22 protein-coding genes are annotated in these 22,832 nt (G+C 33.4%); 13 read left to right on the top strand and 9 right to left on the bottom strand.

Annotated elements, in window-relative coordinates; genetic code table 11:
* Positions 1–30: 30 nt before the first annotated feature.
* Together ACM55K_RS14820 and recG are read right to left on the bottom strand one after the other, a co-directional pair.
* A complete protein-coding gene (locus ACM55K_RS14820) occupies positions 31–1,092 on the bottom strand; it encodes an efflux RND transporter periplasmic adaptor subunit (protein WP_416851043.1) in 1,062 nt (353 codons plus the stop codon).
* A 485-nt stretch (positions 1,093–1,577) separates the two neighbouring features.
* A complete protein-coding gene (gene recG, locus ACM55K_RS14815; protein ID WP_416851042.1) occupies positions 1,578–3,686 on the bottom strand; it encodes an ATP-dependent DNA helicase RecG in 2,109 nt (702 codons plus the stop codon).
* A 244-nt stretch (positions 3,687–3,930) separates the two neighbouring features.
* Here recG and ACM55K_RS14810 point away from each other — a divergent pair, with 244 nt between their 5' ends.
* The 6 genes from ACM55K_RS14810 to ACM55K_RS14785 all read left to right on the top strand — a co-directional run bounded on the left by ACM55K_RS14810 (position 3,931) and on the right by ACM55K_RS14785 (position 8,744).
* Positions 3,931–4,374: a DUF2059 domain-containing protein gene (locus ACM55K_RS14810; protein ID WP_416851041.1), complete on the top strand. Its 444-nt coding sequence runs from the start codon at positions 3,931–3,933 to the stop codon at positions 4,372–4,374.
* Positions 4,375–4,467: 93 nt separating this feature from the next.
* The gene (locus ACM55K_RS14805) at positions 4,468–5,121 is read left to right on the top strand and encodes a Yip1 family protein (protein WP_416851040.1); all 654 of its coding nucleotides are present in this window, start codon (positions 4,468–4,470) and stop codon (positions 5,119–5,121) included.
* A gap of 88 nt (positions 5,122–5,209) precedes the next feature.
* Entirely contained in the window at positions 5,210–5,656 is a 447-nt protein-coding gene (locus ACM55K_RS14800) for a NanQ anomerase/TabA/YiaL family protein (RefSeq protein WP_416851039.1), read from the top strand.
* A gap of 247 nt (positions 5,657–5,903) precedes the next feature.
* Entirely contained in the window at positions 5,904–6,470 is a 567-nt protein-coding gene (locus ACM55K_RS14795; RefSeq protein ID WP_416851038.1) for a DUF1697 domain-containing protein, read from the top strand.
* Between the two features lie 116 nt (positions 6,471–6,586).
* Entirely contained in the window at positions 6,587–7,009 is a 423-nt protein-coding gene (locus ACM55K_RS14790) for a hypothetical protein (protein WP_416851037.1), read from the top strand.
* A 250-nt stretch (positions 7,010–7,259) separates the two neighbouring features.
* On the top strand, positions 7,260–8,744 hold the full coding sequence (locus tag ACM55K_RS14785; RefSeq protein ID WP_416851036.1) for an aminopeptidase P N-terminal domain-containing protein: 1,485 nt from the start codon (positions 7,260–7,262) through the stop codon (positions 8,742–8,744).
* A gap of 65 nt (positions 8,745–8,809) precedes the next feature.
* On the opposite strand, the gene ACM55K_RS14780 is transcribed toward ACM55K_RS14785, so the two are convergent.
* The gene (locus tag ACM55K_RS14780; RefSeq protein ID WP_416851035.1) at positions 8,810–9,547 is read right to left on the bottom strand and encodes a Dph6-related ATP pyrophosphatase; all 738 of its coding nucleotides are present in this window, start codon (positions 9,545–9,547) and stop codon (positions 8,810–8,812) included.
* A gap of 103 nt (positions 9,548–9,650) precedes the next feature.
* Between ACM55K_RS14780 and ACM55K_RS14775 the strand changes: the two genes are divergently transcribed.
* Positions 9,651–11,714: a M1 family metallopeptidase gene (locus ACM55K_RS14775; RefSeq protein WP_416851034.1), complete on the top strand. Its 2,064-nt coding sequence runs from the start codon at positions 9,651–9,653 to the stop codon at positions 11,712–11,714.
* 151 nt (positions 11,715–11,865) lie between these two features.
* On the opposite strand, the gene ACM55K_RS14770 is transcribed toward ACM55K_RS14775, so the two are convergent.
* Positions 11,866–12,387, bottom strand: coding sequence for a DUF7935 family protein (locus ACM55K_RS14770; RefSeq protein ID WP_416851033.1), 522 nt, complete (start codon positions 12,385–12,387; stop codon positions 11,866–11,868).
* A gap of 131 nt (positions 12,388–12,518) precedes the next feature.
* On the opposite strand from ACM55K_RS14770, the gene ACM55K_RS14765 reads away from it, so the two are divergent.
* From ACM55K_RS14765 to ACM55K_RS14755, 3 genes are all read left to right on the top strand, one after another.
* On the top strand, positions 12,519–13,286 hold the full coding sequence (locus ACM55K_RS14765; RefSeq protein ID WP_416851032.1) for a sulfite exporter TauE/SafE family protein: 768 nt from the start codon (positions 12,519–12,521) through the stop codon (positions 13,284–13,286).
* Positions 13,287–13,405: 119 nt separating this feature from the next.
* Positions 13,406–15,742 (top strand): ATP-dependent helicase, encoded by a 2,337-nt coding sequence (locus ACM55K_RS14760; protein WP_416851031.1) that lies wholly within the window; start codon positions 13,406–13,408, stop codon positions 15,740–15,742.
* Between the two features lie 113 nt (positions 15,743–15,855).
* Positions 15,856–16,476, top strand: a complete 621-nt coding sequence (locus tag ACM55K_RS14755; protein ID WP_416851030.1) for an L-threonylcarbamoyladenylate synthase — start codon at positions 15,856–15,858, stop codon at positions 16,474–16,476.
* Between the two features lie 133 nt (positions 16,477–16,609).
* On the opposite strand, the gene ACM55K_RS14750 is transcribed toward ACM55K_RS14755, so the two are convergent.
* The 3 genes from ACM55K_RS14750 to ACM55K_RS14740 all read right to left on the bottom strand — a co-directional run bounded on the left by ACM55K_RS14750 (position 16,610) and on the right by ACM55K_RS14740 (position 18,966).
* The gene (locus ACM55K_RS14750; RefSeq protein ID WP_416851029.1) at positions 16,610–17,443 is read right to left on the bottom strand and encodes an OmpA/MotB family protein; all 834 of its coding nucleotides are present in this window, start codon (positions 17,441–17,443) and stop codon (positions 16,610–16,612) included.
* Positions 17,444–17,517: 74 nt separating this feature from the next.
* Complete coding sequence (locus ACM55K_RS14745) at positions 17,518–18,504, bottom strand: glycosyltransferase family 2 protein (protein ID WP_416851028.1); 987 nt, start codon at positions 18,502–18,504, stop codon at positions 17,518–17,520.
* Positions 18,505–18,516: 12 nt separating this feature from the next.
* A complete protein-coding gene (locus ACM55K_RS14740) occupies positions 18,517–18,966 on the bottom strand; it encodes a type I restriction enzyme HsdR N-terminal domain-containing protein (protein ID WP_416851027.1) in 450 nt (149 codons plus the stop codon).
* A gap of 91 nt (positions 18,967–19,057) precedes the next feature.
* On the opposite strand from ACM55K_RS14740, the gene holA reads away from it, so the two are divergent.
* The 3 genes from holA to ettA all read left to right on the top strand — a co-directional run bounded on the left by holA (position 19,058) and on the right by ettA (position 22,044).
* Positions 19,058–20,062, top strand: a complete 1,005-nt coding sequence (gene holA / locus ACM55K_RS14735) for a DNA polymerase III subunit delta (RefSeq protein WP_416851026.1) — start codon at positions 19,058–19,060, stop codon at positions 20,060–20,062.
* 61 nt (positions 20,063–20,123) lie between these two features.
* On the top strand, positions 20,124–20,306 hold the full coding sequence (locus ACM55K_RS14730; protein WP_416851025.1) for a CAL67264 family membrane protein: 183 nt from the start codon (positions 20,124–20,126) through the stop codon (positions 20,304–20,306).
* A 43-nt stretch (positions 20,307–20,349) separates the two neighbouring features.
* Complete coding sequence (gene ettA, locus ACM55K_RS14725; RefSeq protein ID WP_416851024.1) at positions 20,350–22,044, top strand: energy-dependent translational throttle protein EttA; 1,695 nt, start codon at positions 20,350–20,352, stop codon at positions 22,042–22,044.
* Positions 22,045–22,107: 63 nt separating this feature from the next.
* Here ettA and ACM55K_RS14720 read toward each other — a convergent pair whose 3' ends face one another.
* Together ACM55K_RS14720 and ACM55K_RS14715 are read right to left on the bottom strand one after the other, a co-directional pair.
* The gene (locus tag ACM55K_RS14720; protein WP_416851023.1) at positions 22,108–22,236 is read right to left on the bottom strand and encodes a hypothetical protein; all 129 of its coding nucleotides are present in this window, start codon (positions 22,234–22,236) and stop codon (positions 22,108–22,110) included.
* A 77-nt stretch (positions 22,237–22,313) separates the two neighbouring features.
* Entirely contained in the window at positions 22,314–22,730 is a 417-nt protein-coding gene (locus ACM55K_RS14715) for a thiol-disulfide oxidoreductase DCC family protein (RefSeq protein ID WP_416851022.1), read from the bottom strand.
* Positions 22,731–22,832: the final 102 nt, after the last annotated feature.

The following is a 22,832-nucleotide window of genomic DNA, read 5'->3' as shown; positions in this document are numbered from 1 at the left end:
AACAAAAATTATAAATCATAATTTATTAACTCATAACTTAACTTTCACCTTAACAGGAATTTCATCTTTTAATGACATTACAGCACTTGTCAAAACAGTATCTCCAGCTTTCAAGCCTGAAAGAACTAGAATAGAAGCATCGGTTCTTGTTGCGGTTTCGATCATTACTTCTTTAGCTTTTCCATTACTTGAGATGAAAACTTTTTTCCCATTTTGTACCGGAATAATGGCTTCTGAAGGAACTACAATAGCGTCTTTAATGATATCCAAAGGCAATTCAACATTCGCAAATGTTCCTGGTAATAATTTGCCGTTTCTGTTTTCTGCAATTGCTCGAACTTGTAATGTTCTTGTTGTTACTTCAACTCCTGGCTCGATGGCATAAACTTTAGCAGTATATTTTTCAGGTGAACCTGAAACAGTAAAAGTTAATTGCGTATTTGTTTTTACTTGAGTTGCATATTTTTCAGGAATCGAAAAAGTAATTTTTAGTTTACCAATATTTACCAATTTTGCTACTAGAATAGTTGGTGTGATATACGTTCCAGGCGAAATAGAACGCAGTCCTATTTTTCCTGAAAATGGTGCCCTTACGGATGTTTTTGATATTTGAGCTTTTATCAGTTGGCTTTGAGATTGTGCCGATTTTAAATCTGCTCTGGCAACATCATATTCTTCTTGGCTGATGGCCTCTTTTTGCAATAATAATTTGGCTCTTCTTTCGTTTTCGGATGCTAAACCTTCTTTGGTAGTCATTTGTCTCAATTGCGCTCTAAGCTCAATATCATTTACTTTAAAAAGTACTTGTCCTTTGCTGACATTACTGCCTTCCTGAAAATAAATACCTTCAACAATACCAGAAACTTCGCTTCGAATCTCCACTTGTTCATTCGCTTCAATAGATCCTGAAAGCGATAAATTATTATCGAAAGTTTGAGTCTTAACAACAATCCCACTTACGTTCATGGGTTTGTCTTTCCCATTTTTATCTTTTGAATCACCATTTTTGGACATGTTTGTTGAAATTCGATAGGCAATAAAACCACCAATTCCGACAAGTAATAAGGTATAAACAAGGTATTTTATTTTCATATTTCTGGGTATAAAGTAGGATTAAGTCTTAATAATTATTGTTAAAATACAAATTTAGGATATAGAATTGGGATTAGTGGATTTGTTAATTTTTATTTAACGTTTGTACATACAAATATTAATAGCCAAGAAATCTGGAATTTACAAATTTTAAAACAACAAATCCTTTTTGTTATAAATTATAGGACGTTTAAAAGATGAAATGGTTTAATCAGTAATTGAAAAAAGAAACATTTTCGAAGAATTAATTCAATAAAGTAGAATTAATTAATGGTTTTAACCATAAAAAAAATAAGTTCATCTAAGTTTTTACTACTATTAAAAGAGAATTATATTTTTATAGTTAAACAGAAACAAAGTATTGATTAATAAAGTCTTAATGTGAATTTAAAGTGATAAATAGGTGTTAAAATTATAACTAACAAATTTCTTAAATGAACTTACATTTCTTAAATGGTTTAAAAAATGAATGTCACATATTTTATTTAACTAATATAATTCCAAATGTTTTTCTTTTTTGTCATTTCTATGAAAACAGCTCTTAAAGCGGTATGTTCCGGTTTTTGCATTCCAGCATCTTCCTTTAGCAATTTCAATGCATAGTTTCTGGCCAATGCCAAAGTATCCCTGTCTCTAACTAAATCGGCAATTTGAAGGTTGAGGACACCACTTTGTTGGGTTCCCATTAAATCGCCCGGACCACGTAGTTTCAAATCTACTTCAGCAATTTCGAAACCATCATTGGTTTGCACCATCGTTTCCATTCGGGTTTTACTGTCGGAACTCAATTTATGGCTCGTCATCAGGATACAATAACTTTGCTCGGCGCCACGACCAACTCTACCTCTTAGCTGATGCAGTTGCGATAATCCAAAACGTTCCGCACTTTCGATAATCATTACACTGGCGTTAGGAACATTCACGCCGACTTCAATTACCGTCGTTGCTACCATAATATTGGTTTTTCCTTCCGAAAAGCGTTTCATTTCGGCATCTTTATCGGCAGGTTTCATTTTTCCATGCAGGATTGAAATCGAATAGTGTGGCAACGGAAAATCTCTCGAAATACTTTCGTAACCGTCCATTAAATCCTTAAAATCCATTTTCTCCGATTCTTGGATTAACGGATATACAATATATATTTGTCGGCCCAAAGCGATTTCGTCCCGCAGGAATTTCCAAACTTTTAATCGGTTGCTGTCAAACCGGTGTACCGTTTGAATTGGTTTTCTTCCCGGTGGCAATTCATCAATTACTGAAATATCTAAATCGCCATACAAGCTCATCGCCAAAGTTCTGGGAATAGGCGTAGCGGTCATCACCAAAACGTGTGGTGGAATCACATTTTTCTTCCACAATTTAGAACGTTGTTCTACGCCAAAACGGTGTTGTTCATCAATCACGGCAAGTCCTAAATTCTTAAATTCCACTTTGTCTTCCAGTAAAGCGTGTGTTCCGATAAGAATGTGTAACGTACCGTTTTCCAGTTCTTCATGTATAATTCTACGTTGCGCTATTTTAGTGGAACCCGTCAATATTCTGATATTGATATTTAAAGTTTCGGCTAATTCGGATAAACCAATAAAATGCTGATTGGCGAGGATTTCCGTGGGTGCCATCAAACACGCTTGAAAGCCATTATCAAGTGCCAAAAGCATGCTCATAAAAGCCACAATTGTTTTACCGGAACCCACATCGCCTTGCAGCAATCGGTTCATTTGGGCGTTGCTGCCCATGTCAGTTCGTATTTCTTTGATTACTCTTTTTTGGGCATTGGTCAATTGAAAAGGCAAATAATTTTGATAAAAATCATTGAAATAGTCGCCCACAGTGTTAAACGGATGCCCTTTTATTTTATGTTTCCGAATGAGATTTTTCGTGATTAATTGCAACTGAATAAAGAACAATTCTTCGAATATTAATCGGAATTTAGCTTTCGCCAAAACTTCGGTGCTTTTTGGAAAATGAATGTTGAATAAAGCTGCTTTTTTAGGAATCAGTTTCAGTTCGTTGATTAAATAATCCGGCAAGGTTTCCGTGAACAACGCTTGTGTTTCCAAAAACAATTGTTGCATCAATTTATTAATCACCCGGTTTGAAATCCCGCGATTCGTCAAGGTTTCTGTCGAAGGATACACGGGTTGCATCGCCGAACGCAGACTTTGTTCGTGTTCGCTCATCAACTCGATTTCCGGATGCGCCATATTGAACGCATTCCCAAAAGACGTGCATTTCCCGAAAATTACGCATATTTCATTGAGCTTTAAACTCTCCCGAATCCATTTGTGACCTTGAAACCAAACAAGTTCCATTTGTCCCGTATCATCCACAAAAGTCGCTACCAGACGTTTTTGGTTTCTGCCAAATTCAACGGTTTTGATGTTTATTATTTTACCAATAATCTGAACTTCGGCTACATTGTTTTGCAGTTCGTTAATCTTGTAATACCGTGTTCTGTCAATGTATCTATTTGGAAAAAAATTAACCAAATCCACATACTTATAAATGCCCAATTCCTTACGAAGTAATTCGCCCCGATTGGGACCAACGCCTTTGAGGTATTCTATGGGAGTTAGTAGGAGATTATTGTACATTTATATAGCTGGGCTTTTAGATCGTTTAGAAAATGGAATACAGAATGCAGAAATAGATTTTTTAACAGGACTATGTTTTTTTCTCTTTTAAAAAGCGAAGATAGTTTTTTGTTTGGAAATTTGGAAATAGGAAAAATTGAAATTGGTGTAAGAAAATTGGTATATTTGGAAAATGAATAATGTTATTCATTTGAACATGTTTTTTATTTAAACATAGTATTTATCCATTAACTATAATAATTAAATGAAACGATTTTCAATTACATTCTTTTTATGTGGGCTTCTAACAAGCGGATTTTCACAAACTATATCAAAAACTGATAATATTAAAAACCTTCTTGAGTTAACAGGTTCGGGAAAATTAGGTGTTCAAGTTGGAGAAAGTATGATTAATAGTTTTAAAAAAAATTATCCGAATGTGCCAGTAGAATTTTGGGATAATTTTTTAAAAGAGATGAATTCTGATACTCTAATAAATTTGATTATTCCAATTTATGATAAATATTATACTGAATCGGAAATAATGCAACTAACCGAATTTTATCAGTCCTCTTTAGGGAAGAAAGTAATATCGACAATGCCCTTAGTTTTGCAAGAATCAATGCAAGCTGGACAAACCTGGGGAAAAGAGATTGGAGAAAAAGTTTATAATAATCTAAAGGAAAAAGGGTTTGTGGAAAAAGACTAATTACAGCTGTTGAATCCGTACTCAAAGTCTTTGTTACAATTGATTTACCTCAAAAATTAAAATCATAAATCAAATCAAAAGAAAAACTAAAAAATGAATGATTTAGAAGATTTACCTGAAAAAGCTAAAATCTCTGAAAGTGATATTTTTATAAAAATATTGACATCTCCAAGAGAAGCTTTCAAGTTTATAAATAATTACAATTACGAAAAACATTTATATATATTATTATTTCTAGCTGGTATGCTTCGATCTTTTGATAGAGCATCAACTAAAAACATGGGAGATAATTATTCCATTTGGGCAATAATCTTAATTAGTATTATTTTTGGAGGTCTATTTGGATGGATTACTTATTATGTTTATTCAGCATTGATAAGTTGGTCCGGCAGTTGGTTGAATGGACAGGGAAATACAGAATCCATATTAAGAATTCTTGCTTATGCTTTGTTTCCTTCTGTGCTTAGTTTAATTATACTGATTCCTCAAATTGCGATTTATGGCGACACAATGTTTAAATCGGAAAATGATTTTTATAGCTCAGGATTAGTGGAGAGTGTTATTTATTATGGCTTTTTTATTATCGAACTTATATTAGGGATTTGGTCATTTGTATTGTGTGTAATTGGAATTTCAGAAGTACAGAAATTATCTATAGGTAAATCTATTTTAAACTTGCTTTTACCTGCAATTTTATTGATTTTTTTCATTTTGATTTTAGTTTTACTATTTAAGCTCATAAATTAAAATTCAAAAACTCCCTTCAAACACAATATCTTCGCAAAATAAAAAAGTCTATCATGACGACGACTTACTTATCAATTAAAAATATAAAATGATATTAGATAAAATTGAAAATTATAAACTTTATTTGAACCTGAGCGAAAGAATCGCTAAAGGATTTGAATTTATTAGAAACACTGATTTAGCTCAAATAGAGTCTGGGAAATATCAAATTGAGAATGACGATGTTTTTGCAATAGTGCAGGAATATGATACAAAGGAAGTAGGAGATTGTAAATTAGAAGGACATATTCAGCATATCGATATTCAATATATCATAAAAGGTATTGAATTAATGGGGATTACAACTAAAAACAATCAAAAAATGATATTTACCGATGAAGAAAAAGATTATTCTTTTTTTGAAGGAGAAACCTCTTTAATTAGAGTAGAAGAAGGAATGTTTACCCTATTTTTCCCGGATGATCTTCATCGACCTTGTGTAAAAGCGGAACAAATTTCTAAAGTAAAAAAAGTTGTTGTAAAGGTGCGAATTTGATAATACTATCGATTGGAACATAGTGTTACCTTTCTAAAGATTAAAAAAAGAATTATAAAATGCCTCGTTTGAGTCTTCTTTAGCGGGGTTGTTTTTTTATAAAATGGTCATTAATAGAAGTTTTCTAATCAATCAAAATATTTCTTCTTATTTCCCATTTCAGAATTTTTATGCAATGATTCAAATTAATTAAATTGTGAATTCCATTTCAAACGCAATATCTTTGAACACTTAAAAAGTATTAAAAATGACAACTCATCTCGCATTACTTCGTGGTATCAATGTTTCTGGTCACAGTATGATAAAAATGGAGGCACTGAAAACCACTTTGGAAGGCATTGGTTTTCAAAATGTGCAAACGTATATTCAATCAGGAAATGTTTTTGTCGATACAGAAGAACAAAATGCTGCTGCCGTTGGTTTCAAAATAAAGCAGGAAATTTTCAAGGCTTTTGGTCATGAAGTGCCTGTTGTAGTGATTGGTTCTGCAGATTTAGAAGCGTGTTTCAAGAACAATCCATTTTTGAAAGAAAAAGATATCGATATTAAAAAATTATACGTGGCTTTTATTTCTACAGCATTACAAAGTACAAGCATCAATGATTTGAAAATTAGTCAGTTTAAACCCGATGAAGCTAGTATTGATGACAGTAGAATTTTTATAAAATACGCCGTTGGTGCTGGAAAAACACGTTTTGATCAAAAATACATCGAGAAAAAACTGAATGTTATTGCCACAATCCGAAATTGGAATACGGTGACGCAGTTGCTAAAAATGTATGAAGAAAAATCAAAGGACATTAAAAAAAGTTAGCCGGAATGACACTAATTAGGACTGATTTATTTAGCTTTAAAAAAAATAAATAATTATAATTTGACGCAACCTTTTATAATTGGCATCATCTATGTAGTAGCTGTAAAAACTGATATATGAAACATTTTACTATTCTTGTTGCTTTTCTTTCTGTTTTTAATTCCTGTTCAAAAGATGCTGTTGTAACTGATAATACTGGTTATTACGGGAAATGGACTTTGGTTAAAATGTCGGGTTCTATTGTTAATTCAGAAACTACAGGTTCGGCAATGGAATGGCAAGAATTTTATTTGTTCAACTCTAATGGAACATTTACAAAATCCCGAGAAAGAAATATGATTAAAACAACCATTTCTGGAACTTACGTTACTACAACTCATTCAGACGGATTATATTTAGAATTGACATATCCCAATGACAGTGAGCTTATAGGCAGCTGTTATGGAAATCAAAAAGAGATACTTTATTTTAGGGATAACAACAACTTGTCAAATACCTGGAATAGCTGTGATGGTCCTGGATTAGAATACAAAAAATAAATTATTAAGTACATTTTACAACATTTTTCATACCATTTGGTTAGGGTTAATTCTAGAATTATGTGGCACTTCTGAAAAGAGTACTTGAAATTTTTTAACTTTTGTTTGCTCTTTTTCAATGTTTAGACTAAAATTTCAAACAATTCTGAGTAGAAAAGTTATATATTAAACATGAAATTATTTATATTTACTCTTAATTAACAATGTATAAATGTTTTCTGTAGCATTTAAAACCCTAACCTTTAAATAGATGACTTTTAGCCTTTCTTTTATCCTCACTGTACTATTTGTTTGTACTTCGATAGCGCAAAATGGAGCCCCAAACGATTACTTGTCAGCTCAATTTCACAAAGAACGAAGAGAGGCTTTGCGTAAAAAAATGCCTAATAATAGCGTGGCAGTATTTTTTGGAAATCCTGTTCGCAACCGAGCTAATGATGTTGATTATGTGTACCATCAAGATCCTGATTTTTATTACTTAACAGGATATAAAGAACCCAATTCTGTTTTGGTTATTTTTTCGAATAATCAAACGGATAAAGACGGAAAAACCTATAACGAAATACTTTATGTGCAGGAAAAAAATCCAAAAGCAGAGCAGTGGACTGGAATACGTCTGGGAACAGAAGGAGCAAAAAAGGATTTAGGTTTTGAGATAGCCTTAAATGGAAAAGAGTTTCTGAATTCCGGAATTGATTACATGAGTTTTAACAATGTGCTGTTTAAGGAATTTGAAAATGACACCAGAAATTCAAAACGTGACAAAGCCGATTTATACAAATTAATTGAAGCTTTTAAAACCCAAATTGGATATGATGTAAAAGCAGAAAAGCAAATAGATTCTAATTTGCAAAAGGAAATTAATGCTAAAAAAAGTATTACTGCACAAAAAGCAAATACAGATACCAAATCGATTACAACTTACATGGCGAGTTTGCGGGAGAAAAAATCCAAAGAAGAAATGGTTTTGCTTACCAAAGCGGTTCGGATTTCGGCAATGGGACAACGTGAAATCATGAAAGCTATGCATCCCGGAATGTCTGAAACCGAAATACAAGGTGTCCATGAGTTTGTGTATAAAAAGTATGGTAGTGAGTTTGAAGGCTATCCGTCAATCGTGGGAGCCGGCAATAATGGTTGTGTATTGCATTATATTGAAAACAGTAAAATGAAAGTAGAAAATGATTTGGTTCTAATGGATTTAGGTGCTGAATATCATGGTTACACCGCCGATGTTACCCGAACTATTCCTGCCAACGGAAAATTTTCTACTGAGCAAAAGCTAATTTATGATTTAGTCTATGATGCCCAAGAAGCAGGTATTGCTACCGCAAAAACAGGAAATAGCTTTAGTGCTCCAGATGTGGCGGCACGTAAAATAATCAGTGATGGTTTAGTTAAATTAGGAATTATTAAAACAGCAGATGAATCTAGAAAGTATTTCCCGCATGGGACTTCCCATCACATTGGATTAGATGTGCATGATCCAGGTTTGTATAATAATTTTGAAGAAAATATGGTACTCACGGTAGAACCGGGAATTTATATCCCTAACGGAAGCGATTGTGATAAAAAATGGTGGGGAATTGCCGTACGAATCGAAGATGATATTTTAATTACAGCTAATGGTCCTGTTAATTTATCTTCAGAAGCACCTAGGAAATCAAATGAAATTGAAGCGCTTATGAAAGAAAAAAGTATTTTTGATAGCTTTTCTTTACCAAAATTGGATTAAAAACTTCTTTATAATTTTCAATAAAAACTCCGTTGTCTCATGACTTCGGAGTTTTTTATTGAAAATTATTTAGGGATTAAATCACAATACCAAAACCCGAAATCAAATGCATCGGAAGCACTCGTGTCACAAGCGGTATTTGAGGAATCTTGTTCTTTTGGCTTTTCGTATTTTCTATAAACTACTTCGCCAATTTCGAAATCTATGGGTTTAGAGAAAATCGGGCCGTCAAAAGTGAACGTATGAAACTCACCATTTTCACCACAAACATCTACGTTTTCTGGTAAATCGTTGATGAAATCCTGATCGATAACGCGACCTACAAAGCTTTTATCCAAAAAGCGTTCGTTTACACAAACAACAATCGTTTTGAAACCCAGACTTATAAATTCTTGAATCAAATCTTGTGTTGGAATTTTCCAAAGCGGGAAAATGCCTTCGAAACCTATTTCGGCTAATTTGTCTTCCCGGTATTTACGTAAATCTTCCAGAAATATATCTCCAAAAATAGAATGTGTAACGCCTTGGTCTTTTAGTTTTTCCAATGTTTCCTGCATAACTTTTTCATAGACTTCCATCGTGGGCATTTCTGGAATTTGCATGATTTCAAGTGGAAATCCAATACTTTGGGCTTGTTGTTCCAATAATTCTACCCGAACGCCATGCATGGAAATACGTTGGAATTGTTGGTTTACGCTAGTAAGCAAACAGGTAATTTCGAATTCTGAATTTTGGAATGTTTTGTATAAGGCAAGCGCAGAATCTTTTCCGCTGCTCCAATTAAATAGGGCTTTCTTTTTCAATGGGTTTTCTTGAGGTTTTCTGTGGGTAAACTTACAAAATTTGTACTATTAGTTTGGTAAACCTTTGTAACTTTGAAAATCTAAGTTTTAATCTTTGCAATCAATGAAATACCTTTTCCTCTTACTATCAACAATAACATTCGCCCAACAAACGCAATTTGTTGATTTTAAATCGGTTTCAGGAAAAATTGCTGTTAATCCAATTGAAAAAACAGTTTCAGGGGATGTTGATTATGATTTTGAAATTTTGAAATCCATTGATGCCATTAAAATTGATGCGCAAAACATGGAATTTTCTGATTTGAAACTGAACGGGAAACCTATCAATTTTCGCAACACACAAAAACAATTGCAAATTATTTTTCCATTTAAAAAAGGAAAAAATAGCCTGACCTTTCATTATTTGGCTAAGCCAAAACAAACCATGTATTTCATAGGATCTGAGACAAATGATAATTTACAAATTTGGACGCAAGGACAAGGAAAATATACCAGTCATTGGTTTCCAAGTTTTGATGATGTGAATGAAAAAGTGGTTTTCAATTTGAATATTGTATGTAATAAAGACTATCAAGTACTTTCAAATGGAGTTTTGAAATTTAAGTCGGAACTCAATGGGCTCTCGGTTTGGCAATACCAAATGCAAAAACCAATGAGTTCTTATTTATTAATGCTTACTATAGGGAAATTTGAAAAACAGAAACAGAAATCAAATTCAGGAATTCCTTTAGAAATGTATTATGAACAAAAAGACAAATCTAAATTTGAATCAACCTATCGGTATTCAAAGCAATTATTTGATTTTTTGGAAAAGGAAATAGGGGTGAAGTATCCCTGGGAAATTTATAAACAAGCTCCAGTTCGTGATTTTTTGTATGCCGGAATGGAAAATACGTCGGCAACTTTATTCTCAACGCGATATGTGGTAGATTCAATAGGTTTTGAAGACCGAAGCTATACGAATGTGAATGCACATGAATTGGCGCACCAATGGTTTGGTAATTTAGTCACTGCCGAAAGTAGCAAGCACCATTGGCTTCAAGAAGGTTTTGCAACCTATTATGCGTTATTAGCCGAAAAGGAAATTTACGGGGAAGATTATTTTTATTCCAAATTATATGAATCAGCGCAACAATTGAAGTTTGCCTCCAGAACCGATACAATTCCAGTTTTGAACGCCAAAGCCAGTTCGTTGACATTCTATCAAAAAGGCGCTTGGGCATTGTATGTTTTACACGAAGCGATAGGCGACAAAGCATTTAAAAAAGCAGTAAAATGTTATTTGAAAAAACATTCGTTTCAAACGGTAAATACACAAAATTTTTTTGCTGAAATAAAAAAAGTATCACATTATGATTTGAATAATTTTAGTGAAGTATGGCTTGAGACAACTAGTTTTAATACACAACAGGCTAATGCTTTATTGAATAAAAATAAATCAATTCAGGTATTGTTTGAAGTAGAAAAATTAAAAAATAAATCCTTGTCGGAGAAAGAAGTTTTTTTCGCTAAAATACTACAATCTGATGTTTATTTTACTGTTAAAGAAGCAATTGTCAATCAATTGAAACCAGAAAAAGTTGAAGATAAATCCAAACTTTTAAGCTTGGCTTTGGAAACTAAAAACATAAAAGTACGTCAAGCGGTTGCAGCATCACTAAATGAAATTCCGGAAAGTTTTAGATTGCAATATGAAACTTTACTCGATGACAAATCCGATCAAACACAAGAAATAGTATTATATAATTTATGGAATAATTTTCCGGAACAACGCACTCGATATTTGGATAAATCAAAAGAATGGATCGGTTTTAGTGACTTTAATCTGCGAACTTTATGGTTGTCGTTAGCATTATCGACACCTAATTATTCAATAAATAAAGAACAATTGATAGATGAATTAATTAATTATTCATCGTCTAATTATGAAGCAACCATTCGTCAAGATGCTTTAGAGAAACTACTTGCTTTTAATATAATCAATGATGAAGTATTGAAAAATTTAGTAAAAGCAACAACACATCACATGTGGCAATTTTCGAAATTTGGAAGAGATAACATTAGAAGATTATTAAAGAATGCGACAATGAGAGTTTCTTTCGAAAGAATTCTGCCGAATTTAAATGAAAGCGAACAATTTCAATTAAATCGGTTATTGAAAGAATAGCAATTAAACAGAGAATTTTGTGCGCTATTTTTTAACTTAAATGAACTTATATTCCTTATATGGTGATAAATACAAACCATATAAGGAATATAAGTTCATTTAAAAAATGGTTTTATTATTGAGTTTTGTTTGAGTAAAACAAATTAATAGTTTACCATAATTGTCCTACTTCGTTTTTGATATACGCCAAAGCAGCATTACTTGGAGATTGTTTTTCCATTAAATCATTCAAAAGCACTTCACGCAATTTATCTGCGCTATCGACACGGTCGTTCCTATTTGCTTTACGAATCATTTGAATAGTAGCATTTTTAGCTGTCACAATAATGGTCCAACATTCATCAGACATATAAATTTGTTGTGTCAAATTGTGTTCAAATTCCTGCTCGATTTGTTCAATTATGAGATTTTCATAATCATTTTTATCCTGTGAAAGAGGAGTAATTCGAATCAATAATTTTGTAGGATTGATGCGTTCCATGTACAACGTCATGCGCTCAAAAGCTTGTAAGCGTAAGGGCAAAGCATTTTTTTGTGCTTCCTTGTTTAATAAATAACGGCGTCTTCCTTCTTCGTTTTTGGTATGAAGATCAAAAAAATAATAGGCCACAACTCCTGTAACAACAGCCGGTAAAGTATAACTTAATAATTCTATGATTGGTATTGATTCCATTTTGCTTTTAAGATTTATAGAAGCAAAAATATACTTTTTTGACTACAAATCAACTTGATTTTATTAGCAATAAATCAATTCGAATAGTATTTTTACCATTTATACAAGAATATTTAATATCGATTATTAGAATGGAAACGTACGTATTAGTTTTACTTTGTTTAGCTGCTTTTGCCGCAGGATTTATAGATGCAATTGTTGGCGGTGGCGGACTGATACAAACGCCTATGGGGTTGATATTATTACCTAATTTGCCAGTTTCAACAGTTATTGGGACCTTAAAAGTTCCTGCTTTCAGCGGTACTTCTTTTGCAGCCTATCAATATCTTAAAAAGGTCGATATGAACTGGAAATTGCTTGGAATTATGATGTTGTTGGCTTTTCCTTCGGCATTTTTAGGTTCTACATTATTGACGTATGTGAGTAATGATTTCATGAAACCATTATTGCTGGTTGTCCTTTCATTTTTAGTGGTTTATACCTACGCAAAGAAGAATTTTGGGCAACATATTGAAAAAACGCATTCGCCCAGAACACAAATCTTAAATGCGATTGCAATCAGTTTTATAGTGGGTTTGTATGATGGGTTTATTGGTCCGGGAACGGGTAGTTTTCTAGTGGTGGCGTTTATCGCTATCATGGGATTTGATTTTTTGCACGCTTCCGCAAATGCCAAAATGGTGAATCTGTCGACTAATTTTGGTTCCATTTGCCTGTTTATTTTGAAAGGTAAAATTATTTGGGCAGTAGCAATACCAATGGCGGTAAGTAATGCTTTTGGCGGATGGATTGGGGCAAAACTAGCCATAAACAAAGGAAACAGTTTTATTCGAATTTTCTTTTTAGTTGTTGTAATCGGTACTTTAATCCGATTTGCTTACGATGTGTTTTTTAAATAATAAATATAAGAATATCGTATTAAAATGAATCGTAAAATGAATTAGCCAATTGTTGTTTTTTGGTACTTAAAACCTCATTCAAAATCGCTATTTTTGCATAATATAATTTAAAAATTTCCATGCATAAATATATCGATCAACTTAACGAAGCGCAACGCGAACCCGTTTTACAAAAAGACGGTCCTATGATAATTATTGCAGGAGCAGGTTCTGGTAAAACGCGGGTGTTGACCATAAGAATTGCTTATTTGATGAATCAGGGAGTAGATCCGTTTAGTATTTTGTCTCTGACTTTTACTAACAAAGCAGCTCGAGAAATGAAAAAGCGTATCTCTGATATTGTAGGTGCTGGCGAAGCTAAAAATCTTTGGATGGGAACCTTTCACTCGGTTTTTGCTCGAATTCTTCGTTCAGAAGCGGAACATTTGGGCTATCCTTCGAATTTTACCATATATGATTCCCAAGATTCACTTCGTGCAATTTCAGGAATTATTAAAGAAATGCAATTGGACAGAGATGTGTACAAACCCAAACAGGTTTTAAGCAGGATTTCCAATTTCAAAAATAGTTTGATTACAGTTAAAGCCTATTTCAATGATCTTGATTTGCAAGAAGCCGATGCCATGTCTAAAAAACCTCGTATGGGGGAAATTTATCAAAATTATGTAGATCGATGTTTCAAAGCAGGAGCAATGGATTTTGATGACTTGCTACTGAAAACGAATGAGTTGTTGACTCGTTTTCCGGAAGTTTTGGCTAAATATCAAAACCGTTTTCGTTACATATTGGTGGATGAGTACCAAGATACAAATCACTCACAGTATTTGATCGTTAGAGCGTTGTCTGATAAATTTCTGAATATCTGTGTGGTAGGGGATGATGCACAAAGTATCTATGCCTTTCGTGGAGCAAACATCAATAATATCCTGAATTTCCAGAAAGATTATGAGGGGGTGAAAACCTTTCGATTGGAACAAAATTACCGTTCGACAAAAAATATTGTAGAAGCGGCCAATACCATCATCGATAAAAACAAAGTCAAGCTTGATAAAATAGTTTGGACAGCCAATGATTTTGGCCCAAAAATAAAAGTACACCGCAGTTTAACCGATAACGAGGAAGGCCGATTTGTAGCCAGTACCATTTGGGAGCAAAAAATGCAAAACCAGTTACCTAATGGAGCCTTTGCTATTTTGTATCGTACCAATGCACAATCTCGTGCGATGGAAGATGCCTTGAGAAAAAGAGATATTCCATACCGAATTTATGGTGGACTTTCATTTTACCAAAGGAAAGAAGTGAAGGATGTATTGTGTTATTTGCGATTGGTTATCAATCCAAAAGATGAAGAAGCCTTAGTGCGAGTAATCAATTATCCGGCTCGTGGAATTGGGAATACTACTATCGAAAAATTAACCATTGCCGCCAATCACTACAAGCGTTCGATATTTGAGGTAATGCAAAATATCGAAAAAATAGACTTAAAACTGAATTCGGGAACGAAGCAAAAACTACTTGATTTTGTAACTATGATTCAGAGTTTTCAAGCCATAAATGAAAACCAAGATGCCTTTTATCTTGCTGATCACGTTGCTAAAAAAACGGGATTGGTTCAAGAATTAAAGAAAGATGCGACTCCTGAGGGAATGGCTAAAATCCAGAATATTGAGGAATTATTAAATGGTATCAAAGATTTTACCGAAGGTCAAAAAGAAGTTGATGGCGCTCGAGGTGCATTATCTGAGTTTATGGAGGATGTGGCCTTAGCGACGGATTTAGATAAAGATACCAGTGATGAAGATCGTGTAGCATTGATGACGATTCACTTAGCTAAAGGATTGGAATTTCCTCATGTTTTTGTGGTAGGAATGGAAGAGGATTTATTTCCGAGTGCCATGAGTATGAGTACCAGAAGCGAACTGGAAGAGGAACGTCGTTTATTTTATGTGGCTTTAACACGTGCGGAGCATCAAGCTTATTTGACGTATGCACAATCCCGTTATCGTTGGGGAAAATTAACAGATAGTGAACCTTCGCGTTTTATTGAGGAAATTGACAGTCAGTATTTAGAATATATGACACCGCCCGAAAATAATTACCGTTATAAACCAATGATTGACAGTGATATTTTTGGTGATGTGGATAAATCCAAATTGCGTTTGGCAAAACCAATAGGAAGTACACCTCCAAAACAGGTTACCGATAACGAACCCAAATCGGATATAAATATTCGTAAATTGAAGCCAGTTACTAGTAATGCATCTTCTTCTGGAAGTGCGAATCTATTTGATAATAAACTGGTTGCGGGAAATGTGGTTATGCACGAGCGTTTTGGAAAAGGACAAGTCATTAACTTAGAAGGTGTTGGCGCTGATAAAAAAGCCGAAATTAAGTTTGAAATCGGCGGAATCAAGAAATTATTGTTACGATTTGCAAAATTGGATATTATAGGATAGTATTCAGTCGTCAGTTTTTCAGTGTTCAGTGACAGTTGGAGTAAATCTAGAACTAGATGTCTAAAATTTTAAATCAGGAAATCAAAAATCGTTAATCAAAAATCTTCAATCTCATGGCTCAATTTATAAAAATATACGCAGACAAACCAAATGAAGCGGCGATTGCCAAAGTTGTTAAGGTTTTAAAAGATGGTGGTTTAGTGATTTATCCAACGGATACCGTTTACGGATTGGGATGTGATATTACGAATACCAAAGCGCTAGAACGTGTCGCTAAGATAAAAGGAATCAAGCTGGAAAAAGCTAATTTTTCCTTCGTTTGTCACGATTTGAGTAATTTATCCGATTATGTGAAACAAATTGATACTGCAACTTTTAAACTATTAAAAAGGGCTTTGCCAGGACCGTATACCTTTATTTTACCTGGGAATAATAACTTACCTAAAGAATTCAAAAAGAAAACGACAGTCGGTATTCGGGTTCCTGATAATTCGATTGCATTGGAAATTGTCCGTCAATTAGGTAATCCAATTGTTTCCACTTCAATCCACGATGATGATGATGTGATAGAATACACTACAGATCCAGAGCTTATTTTCGAGAAATGGCAAAACTTAGTTGATTTGGTAATTGATGGTGGTTATGGTGACAATATGGGTTCTACTATTATTGATTTGTCCGGAGATGAACCTATTGTGGTAAGGGAAGGAAAAGGAAGTTTGGATATTTTGTAAACGAGTGTATAGATTTCAGATTAAGAATGTTAAAAATCTTCGTGAAAAAATTTGCATAAAAAAACGTCCCGAGCAATCGGGACGTTTTCTTATTAAATAAACTGAACACTAATTACTGTTCACTGAATACTTTTTATTTTTGTTGTTTTTTCATTTCTTTTTCAATCATTTCATAGAATTGATCGATTTTAGGCAATACAACGATACGAGTCCTTCTGTTACGAGCTCTGTTTTCAGCTGAATCATTAGCAACTAAAGGAACATAAGAACTTCTTCCCGCAGCAATTAATTGTTCTGGTTTAACACCTAATTGATTCGTTAATACACGAATTATAGAAGTAGAACGTTTTACACTTAAATCCCAGTTGTCAAGTAAAACACCGTTTCCAATATAAGGAACACTATCAGTGTGCCCTTCAACCATACATTCAAAATCAGGTTTGTCATTAACAACTTTAGCTACTTTAGCCAATACTGCTTTTGCTCGGTCAGTTACATCATAACTTCCAGTTTTAAACAACAATTTGTCTGCAATAGAGATAAATACAACTCCTTTTTCAACATTTATTTCGATATCTGGGTCAGAAATTCCAACAGCACTTTTTAAACTAGTAACAACAGCAAGTGTAACACTGTCTTTTTTAGTTAATGCATCTTGCATTCTACTGATTTTCAAATCTTTTTCTTTGATAGATTCTAAAGCTTTCTCAATATTTTCTGCCCCTTTAGTGGTCAATACCGTCATGTCTTTAGACGTACTGATCAGTGTTTGATTGTGTTCTTTTAAACCGGCTACAGTTGCAGAAAGTCCCGCTTTTTCTTCTAAGCAAGAATTTAATTTTACAGTAGCAGAATTCAATAAATCTTGGGTTTCTTTGTTTCTGGCTTCTAAATCGGTGTATTTCTTTTTAGAAACACAAGAAGTTAAAACAGCCAATACTGATAGTGCAATTACTATTTTTCTCATAATTTTTTTTTAAAGATTTGATTTGTAAATTTAGTTTTTAAAAGTTAGAAATTATACATAAATTAATGTTAAAATTATTTAACAAAAACCTTGCCACTGTTAATGTAATAAGAAAAAACGATGCTTTTCGTATTATAGTATTTTTCAGTTTGAAACTTGTCTCTTTTGTGTAAATTACTCGAAAACAATTTGTAAAAGGAACCATGTGCCTTTAATATCGCTAGAAAATGACTGAATTTGCCTTGTGAAAGAAAATGCAATCCGGCAACTCCGTCCAAAATCATTCTGCAAAACAGAATCCAGTACAATTTATCTTTAGGTAAATTTTTAGTCAACATCAATAATGAATTCCTAAAATTCAAATAGGTTTTCTTTGGATTTCCTTGTTGTAAAGTGGCTCCACCAACATGATAAACAACGGATTCCGAATTGTATTTTATTTTAAATCCTTTATTGGTTGCACGCCAGCACAAATCAATTTCTTCCTGATGGGCAAAAAAATCAGCATCAAAACCTTTTAATGTTGCATAAACCGAACTTCGAATAAAAAAGCACGCTCCAGAAGCCCAGAATATTTCACAGTTATTATCGTATTGTCCATTATCTTTTTCTAAAGTTTCAAAAATGCGTCCTCGGCAATACGGATAACCATATTGGTCTATAAATCCTCCCGCAGCACCAGCATATTCAAAGTATTCTTTACGCTTAAAATCTAATATTTTAGGCTGGATAATGGCCGTTTCGGCTTCGTTTTCGAAAGTTTTACTGATTGGCTGTAGCCAATTTTCAGTAACTTCAATGTCGGAATTGACTAAAGCGTAAATTTCAGCATCAATATGTTTCAATGCTTCATTATAACCGCCGGCAAAACCTAAATTAGTATCGTTTTTTACAATTTTGATCGAAGGAAAATTAGCCAATACAAATGAAATGGAATCATCTGTTGAAGCATTATCTGCAATATATATAGTAGCTTCGGGTGAATATTGCAGTACCGAAGGTAAAAATTGTTCTAATAATTGTACTCCGTTCCAATTGAGTATGACAACAGCTATTTTCATTTAGAGTTTTGATTATTGGATTTCATACATTGGTAATTCAGGTAAAAACTGATATTTTTCATTTTCAAAATCCATTTGGCAAAAGTAATGATTCAATCCATTAGTCACCATCAAAAACTGGGCTTTCATCGTCATATTGTAGCGGGCAATTTGGTCAAAAGTCGCTTGAGCAATTTTTATTTCAGGGGCTTTACATTCGATTAAAATGAAAATAGAACCATCAGGATTGAAAACTACAACATCGTATCTTTTGCGCAAGCCATTGACTTTTAGAACTTTTTCTACATTTATCAATGATTTTGGATATTTTTTTTCTTCCAATAAAAACTGGACTACATGCTGACGAACCCATTCTTCGGGAGTAAGAATGATAAATTTTTTCCTTATTTCATCAAAAATGGAGACTTTATTTTCGCTATTTTTGAACCGAAAGTTATAAAGTTGAAAATTTAGTTTTTGCATAAAGCAAAAGTATTAAATAAGTTTAAAATTTAAAGTTTAAAGTTTCATTCGAAGCAACAAACTTTAAACTTCAAACTTTAAACACAAAGAAATGGACGAGGTTATAAAAATTGTAAATGATATAAAAAGCGGCAACATCAAACCCATCTATTTTTTGATGGGAGAAGAGCCTTATTATATTGACAAATTATCCGATTATATTGAAGAAAAAGTATTAACCGAAGAGGAAAAAGGCTTTAATCAAACCGTTTTATATGGAAGGGATGTATCAATAGAAGATGTAGTTTCAACAGCAAAACGGTATCCAATGATGGCAGAACGCCAAGTGGTGATTGTAAAAGAAGCACAGGATTTGATTCGGACGATTGATAAATTGGAAAGTTATGCTGAAAACCCGATGCCATCAACCGTTTTGGTTTTTTGTTACAAATATAAAACGTTAGATAAACGTAAAAAACTAACAAAACTATTAGCGAAGCATGGTGTCGTTTATGAGAGTAAAAAATTGTACGAAAACCAAGTAGGCGAGTGGATAAAACGTGTTTTAGCAGGAAAAAAATATGCGATTGAACCTAAAGCAAATGCCATGTTAGTGGAATTCTTGGGAACGGATTTAAGCAAAATTAATAATGAACTCGAAAAATTACAGATTATCTTGCCCGTCGGGAGTGCAATAACTCCAAAGCATATCGAGGAAAACATAGGTTTCAGTAAAGATTTTAATGTATTTGAATTACGAAAAGCATTAGGAGAGCGCAATCAATTAAAAGCCTATACCATTGCCGAAAATTTCGCCCAAAATCCAAAAGACAATCCCATGGTGGTAACAACGAGTTTGGTTTTTGGATTTTTTATTCAATTGCTGAAATACCATGGATTGAAAGACAAAAATCCAAAAAATGTGGCAGCGGTATTAGGTGTTAATCCGTTCTTTTTGAAAGAGTATGATGTGGCTTTGAAGAATTATCCGATGAAAAAAGTGAGTCAAATTATTGGGGCTTTAAGAGATATTGATGTAAAAAGCAAAGGTGTTGGCGCTAATGCATTGTCACAATCGGATTTATTAAGAGAAATGCTTTATAAAATATTTAATTAGCGACTAAAATTACCGATATTTGCACTCCGAAACTTCGGGATAAAATATAATTTACCTAAATATGGGAATGAATAAAAATACTATCTTAGGTTGGGCGACATTAATAATGATTATAATGGGTTTGTTGCTTATAGGTTTAGGCGCTTTCCGATATGATGACGTAGCGGGTTGGGGATTTGCAGCCGTAGGTGTTGGCTTTTTGGCTAATGCGTGGGTTTTTAGTTCGCTTAAAGGCAGACTATAAAATATATTTTAAATGTTGAATTTTAAATTTTAAATTAAAAAAAATGGCAGACGATAAGAAAGTAATATTCTCAATGTCAAAATTGAGTAAAACCTATCAAGGAGCAGATAAACCTGTACTTAAAAACATCTATTTGAGTTTCTTTTACGGAGCTAAAATTGGTATTTTGGGTTTAAATGGCTCAGGAAAATCTTCTTTATTAAAAATTATTGCAGGTGTTGATAAAAATTACCAAGGCGATGTAGTTTTTGCTCCAGGTTACAGCGTGGGTTATTTAGAACAAGAACCTATTTTAGATGATAGTAAAACGGTTATTGAAATTGTAAGAGAAGGCGTTGCTGAAACAATGGCAGTATTAGACGAATTCAATAAAATCAACGATAGCTTTGGTCTTCCAGAAGTTTACGAAGATGCCGATAAAATGGAAAAATTGATGGATCGTCAAGCTTTATTACAAGATAAAATTGATGCGCTTGGAGCTTGGGAAATTGATACTAAATTAGAAATAGCGATGGATGCGTTACGTACTCCAGATGCTGATACTCCAATTAGAAATCTTTCTGGTGGTGAACGTCGCCGTGTGGCTTTATGTCGTTTGTTGTTACAACAGCCTGACGTTTTGCTTTTGGATGAGCCTACGAATCACTTGGATGCGGAAAGTGTACTTTGGTTAGAACAACATTTAGCTCAATATTCAGGAACAGTTATCGCTGTAACTCACGATAGATACTTCTTGGATAATGTTGCAGGTTGGATTTTAGAGTTAGATAGAGGAGAAGGTATTCCTTGGAAAGGAAACTACTCTTCTTGGTTAGATCAAAAATCAAGCAGAATGGCATTAGAAGAAAAAGTAGCTTCTAAACGTAGAAAAAACTTAGAACGGGAGTTGGACTGGGTTCGTCAAGGAGCTAAAGGCCGTCAAACAAAACAAAAAGCACGTTTACAGAATTACGATAAACTGCTAAATGAAGATCAAAAAGCATTAGATGAAAATCTAGAAATCTATATTCCAAACGGACCTCGTTTAGGAACCAATGTAATCGAAGCTAAGGGTGTTGCAAAAGCCTATGGTGATAAATTACTATATGATAATTTGAACTTTACATTGCCTCAAGCTGGTATCGTTGGGATTATTGGGCCAAACGGAGCTGGTAAATCAACGATTTTCAGAATGATTATGGGTGAAGAAAAACCTGATGCAGGGGAGTTTGCCATTGGAGAAACCGTGAAAATTGCATATGTCGATCAAGCGCATTCTAATATAAATCCTGATAAATCAATTTGGGAAAACTTTTGTGATGGTCAGGAATTAATTATGATGGGTGGAAGACAGGTGAATTCCAGAGCTTATTTAAGCCGATTTAATTTTGGAGGAAGCGATCAAAACAAAAAAGTATCCACACTTTCAGGAGGAGAACGTAACCGTTTGCATCTTGCTATGACTTTGAAAGAAGAAGGAAACGTCCTTTTACTGGATGAGCCTACGAATGATTTGGACATTAATACGCTTCGTGCATTAGAAGAAGGTTTGGAAAATTTTGCAGGTTGTGCGGTGGTAATTTCTCACGACAGATGGTTCTTGGACAGAATTTGTACACACATTTTAGCTTTCGAAGGAAACTCTGAAGTATATTATTTTGAAGGAGGTTTTTCTGAATACGAAGAGAATAAGAAGAAACGTTTGGGTGGTGATTTAACTCCGAAACGATTGAAATACAGAAAATTAATCAGAAGTTAATAAACTTCCATAAGATAGTAATTTCATCAAGAGGATGTCCGTATAGGCATCCTCTTTTTTGTGCTATTCTTTTTTTTCATCAGAATTCATCATAATTAAAACAGCGGCAACTAATCCTATTATTACCAAACCGAATACGACAATCATTATGAATGAACCGTTATCCCAAGAAAAGAGCAATGTGTCTTTCATAAATTCAAATTTTAAGGTTGGTCAAATATAGAATTACTGTTAAAAGTAACGCATGATAATTATCATAATTAATAATTTTATTCTAAAAACTTAGCTTGAAGTTCTTTTGTAGGAATTATACAGCCTTCCTTTTTTCCATACCATTCATATCGATTTTTAGCAATGTAATCGTAAATGTAATTAGTAAAGGAAATAGGAAAAATAGAAAATAAACTTCCAAAATAATAAATCCCACCTAAATTTTTAGCAATTTCTAATACTGCCTCCGATTTATAATAATAAGCGATTCCGGGCTGGTAGAGAATTATACTGTCAATGTTTTTAGCATCAATTCCAATGTATTTAATGATTTCTTGACCTAAATCAGATTGAAGAGCCACAAACCTAAAAATATCTTTTTTATCATGTTTAATGATGAATTGTACCGTTGAATTGCAGAGATTGCAAACACCATCAAACAGGATTATTTTTTTATCTTTAGGGAGGTTTAGCATTTTCTTGTTTTGTTTTGCGAAAGTTATTTCGTCATTATATTTTTAATTTCTTCAAATAAATAGTTCCAAGTTGGGTTCGTAGAACAAATTAAAGTGTTTTTT

The sequence above is a fragment of the Flavobacterium arabinosi genome (assembly GCF_048158725.1).
In the GTDB taxonomy this organism is placed as follows: domain Bacteria; phylum Bacteroidota; class Bacteroidia; order Flavobacteriales; family Flavobacteriaceae; genus Flavobacterium; species Flavobacterium arabinosi.
This window is presented reverse-complemented; position numbering and strand designations above follow the sequence as displayed.